1 protein-coding gene and 1 pseudogene are annotated in these 4318 nt (G+C 66.9%); both read right to left on the bottom strand.

Annotated elements, in window-relative coordinates:
* A pseudogene (locus ACZ3H8_RS40635) lies at positions 1–2925 on the bottom strand (beta-ketoacyl synthase N-terminal-like domain-containing protein); the annotation flags it as partial.
* Between the two features lie 49 nt (positions 2926–2974).
* A complete protein-coding gene (locus ACZ3H8_RS40630; RefSeq protein WP_467410388.1) occupies positions 2975–4228 on the bottom strand; it encodes a beta-ketoacyl reductase in 1254 nt (417 codons plus the stop codon).
* Positions 4229–4318 lie beyond the last annotated feature (90 nt).

Here is a 4318-nt window from a genome sequence, read left to right as displayed (position 1 = left end):
CACCGACCGCTCACGCCGCTGCCGCCGCCACGACGACAACGCAGTCAGAGCCTCACTCCACGAAGCATCACAATCGATCGCCAGATCCCCAGCCAACGCAGTCGAGTCTCCGCGCTCAACCGCGTCCCAGAACTGCGCCTCGCCCCCGTCGAGCGCCTGGGCTGCGGCGTCTTCGGCTTCCGCCCCGGACGACTCCAGCCAGTAGCGCTCACGCTGAAACGGATAAGTCGGCAGATCGATAGGGAGGGCTCCGGGCAGCAGCGCAGTCCAGTCAAGCGCGGAACCGTGTGCGTGCAGCTGCGCTATGGCTGTCACTACGTTCTGTGCCTCGGGCCGGTCCCTTCGCAGTGCGGGCACCGCCGTCGGCACTGAGCCTTCTACGCAGGCCTGTGCCATCCCGCTGAGCGTGCCGTCAGGACCGATTTCGAGGTAGCGAGCGACGCTGTGCTCTTCCAGCCACCGGATAGCGTCGGCGAACCGGACGGCCTCGCGAACATGCCGCACCCAGTACTCGGGAGAGGCCAGATCCGTGGCGAGCTCGCCGGTCACGTTCGAGACGACCGGGATACGGGGCTGCTCGTACGCCACGCTCTCGGCGACCGTACGGAACTCGGCCAGCATCGGCTCCATCAACGGCGAGTGGAACGCATGGCTCACCCGCAGCCGTTTCACTTTCCGGCCCTCCTCCTCGAACCGGCCGGCGACCTCCGCAACCGCGGATTCCTCACCCGCGATGACCGTCGCCTGCGGTCCGTTCACCGCTGCGATGCTCACCCGCTCCGGGTCCAGGAGCGGCAGCACTTCGGTTTCCGATGCCTGGAGCGAGACCATCGCCCCACCCGCCGGCAACGCCTGCATCAACCGGCCCCGCGCCGCCACCAGACGACACGCATCCCCAAGACCCATCACACCGGCCACATGCGCAGCCGCCAACTCACCGATCGAATGCCCCAACAGGAAATCAGGCCTGACACCGAACGACTCCACCAACCGGAACAACGCCACTTCGACCGCGAACAACGCAGGCTGCGTAACCCCCGTCCGACTCAACGCATCCGCATCATCACCGAAGACCACATCCCGCAGCGACGACTCCAGCCCACTGTCGAAATACGCGCACACAGCATCAAACGCCTCCGCGAAAACAGGGAAGGCGTCGTACAACTCCCGGCCCATACCGACCCGCTGCGCACCCTGCCCCGCGAACAGGAAGGCCGTCTTCACACCCGATTTGGCCGTTCCCCGTACAACAGCTTCGGCGTACTCATCACGGGCAAGTGCGCCTAGTCCCGCGACCAGTTCCTCCCGGCTGTTCCCGAGTACAACGGCACGGTTCTCCAGCCCGGCTCGCGTTGAAGCCAGCGACCAGGCGAGGTTGCGTATGTCCTGCTCGGGATGGCCGTCGACGTGGGAAAGCAGCCTCGCGGCCTGCGCCCTCAGGGCGGCCTCGCTGCGTGCGGAGAGCACCCAGGGCAACAGCGGCAGCTGGAGGGATTCGGCCTTACCGCCCTCTTGCTCGTCTCCGTCGGCAGGCTCCATCTCGGGCGCCTGCTCCAGCACAGCGTGAGCGTTTGTGCCGCTGACGCCGAAGGCGGAGACCGCCGCGCGACTGGGCCGACCGCTCTCCGGCCAGCCCACGGCCTCGGTGAGCAGTCGTACGTTGCCCGCCGACCAGTCCACATGCGACGACGGCTCCTCCACATGCAAAGTCCGCGGCAGGACTGCGTGCTGAAGCGCCAGCACCATCTTGATCACACCGGCCACACCCGCGGCCGCCTGCGTGTGACCAATGTTCGACTTCACCGAACCCAGCCACACCGGCCGGTCCTCATCCCGATTCTGGCCGTACGTCGCCAGCAGCGCCTGCGCCTCGATCGGATCACCCAGCGAAGTGCCGGTACCGTGCGCCTCCACCGCGTCCACGTCCGAAGCCGAGAGACCTGCCCCCGCCAACGCCTGCCGGATCACCCGCTGCTGGGAAGGACCATTCGGCGCGGTCAGGCCGTTGGACGCGCCGTCCTGGTTCACCGCAGAGCCGCGTACGACCGCCAGCACCCGGTGGCCGTTCCGCCGCGCATCCGACAGCCGTTCCACCACCAGCATCCCGACGCCTTCGGCCCATCCAGTGCCATCAGCAGCATCAGAGAATGCCTTGCAGCGGCCATCGGACGCCAAGCCACGCTGACGGCTGAACTCGATGAACGCCCCCGGCGTCGACATCACCGTCACCCCTCCCGCCAAGGCGAGCGTGCATTCGCCCGACCGGAGAGCTTGGGATGCCAGATGCAGCGCCACCAGGGAGGAGGAGCACGCCGTGTCAACGGTCACGGCAGGACCCTCGAGTCCCAGCGCATAGGCGACACGGCCCGACACGACCGAGGTCGAGTTACCGGTCAGGAGATGGCCACGAACGTCGTCCGGAATATCGCGAAGGCCGGCGCCGTATTCCTGGCCGCTGCACCCTACGAAGACACCGCTGCGGCTGCCCCTTACCCCGAGAGGGTCGATTCCGGCCCCCTCGAAGGCCTCCCAGGAGGCTTCCAGCAGCAACCGCTGCTGGGGATCCATTGCGAGCGCCTCGCGCGGTGAAATTCCGAAGAAGCCAGAGTCGAATTCGTTGGCGTCATAGACGAAGCCGCCCTCGCGCGAGTAGCTCGTGCCGGAACCACTCGACTCCGGGTCATACAACGCTTCGGCATCCCAGCCACGGTCCCGCGGCCACTCGGAGATGGCGTCATCTCCGCGTACCAGCAGGCGCCAGAATTCCTCTGGCGAGCTCACACCTCCGGGGAAGCGGCAACTCATCCCGACGATCGCGATGGGCTCCTGCTGCTGCGATTCCAGCTCTTGCAGCCGCCGACGGGCATCGTGCAGGTCGGCGGTGACCCACTTGAGGTAGTCCCGAAGCTGCTCTTCATTCGCCATGTGGAACTTGCCCCATACGTCGTAGACCGGAACGGTTCACCTGCGGCGTTCAGGAACGGCCGAGCTCCTGATTGATGAAGTCGAAGATCTCGTCGTCCGTGGCCGCATCGAGCTGCTGAGACACGGCGGACTTCGGATCGCCCTCGGCCACCCCGCCCAACTCGGACAGGATGCTCCGAAGACGGGTCTCAACGAGCCCCCTGACGTCGTTCTCTGGGGAAACTCTTGAAATCGCGCTCGCAAGGCGGTCCAGGTCAGCCAGGACAGCGGCCTCCGGCTCGACCTCCGTGGCGCCGAACAGCGTGTCGTGCACATGCTCTGCCAGCAGCTGCGGCGTGGGGTAGTCGAAGACCAATGTGGCGGGCAGGCGCATTCCGGTGTCGGCGTTCAATCCGTTGCGCAGCTCGACCGCGGTGAGCGAGTCGAAACCCAGCTCCCGGAATGCCTTGGCGGCCTCCACGGACTTCAGATCGCGGAATCCGAGGACAGCGGCCGTGTGGGTGCGTACGAGATCGAGAACGGCCTGCGAGCGCTCCACCGCGGAAACGCCCGCGAGTCTGTCGAGGAGGGATGGGCCGGCCCCATCTTCAACTCTCTTCCCGGGTACGCCACTCAGCGCGTCAGCGGCTTCCGGCAGGTCTTGCAGGAGAGAGCTCGGGCGGCCGCTGGTGAACGCCGGAACAAACCGCTCCCACTCCACATCCGCCACCACCACCGAAGCATCCGCACCACCGACAGCCTGCTCCAGCACCGACAACGCAAGCCCCGGATCCAGCGGCCTCAGCCCACGACGCCGCAGATGCTCCTCCGCACCCTCCGCAGCCGCCATACCCCCCTCACCCCACGGCCCCCACGCCACCGCAGAGCCCGCCAAACCCCGCACCCGACGCGCCTCAACCAACCCGTCCAGAAACGCATTCGCCGCCGCATACGCCCCCTGACCACCACTGCCCCACACACCAGCAATCGAAGAGAACACCACAAACGCATCCAGCTCCCGATCACCCAAAAACTCATCCAAATGCGCAGCCCCCGCAGCCTTCGCCCCCATCACCCCAGCAAAATGAGCCCCATCCGCCTCAGCCAACGACAGCGAATCCACCACACCCGCAACATGGAACACAGCGTCTACCGGGTACTCCGCCAGCAACGCCCGAACCGCATCCCGGTCCGCGACATCACACGCCACCACCGTCACCCGCACACCCAGAGCCGACAACTCCGCCTCAAGCTCCCCAGCCCCCGGAGCATCCGGACCCCGGCGGCTGGTCAACACCACATGCTCCGCACCCCGCTCGGCCACCCACCGAGCCACCCGCCCGCCCAACGCACCCGTACCACCCGTAACCAGCACCGCCCCCCGCGGCACCCAACCCTCAACACCCCCAGCAGG

This window comes from Streptomyces sp. NPDC002868, assembly GCF_055563295.1.
The sequence above is the reverse complement of the archived record's forward strand: the minus strand, read 5'-3'. Positions and strand labels throughout refer to the sequence as shown.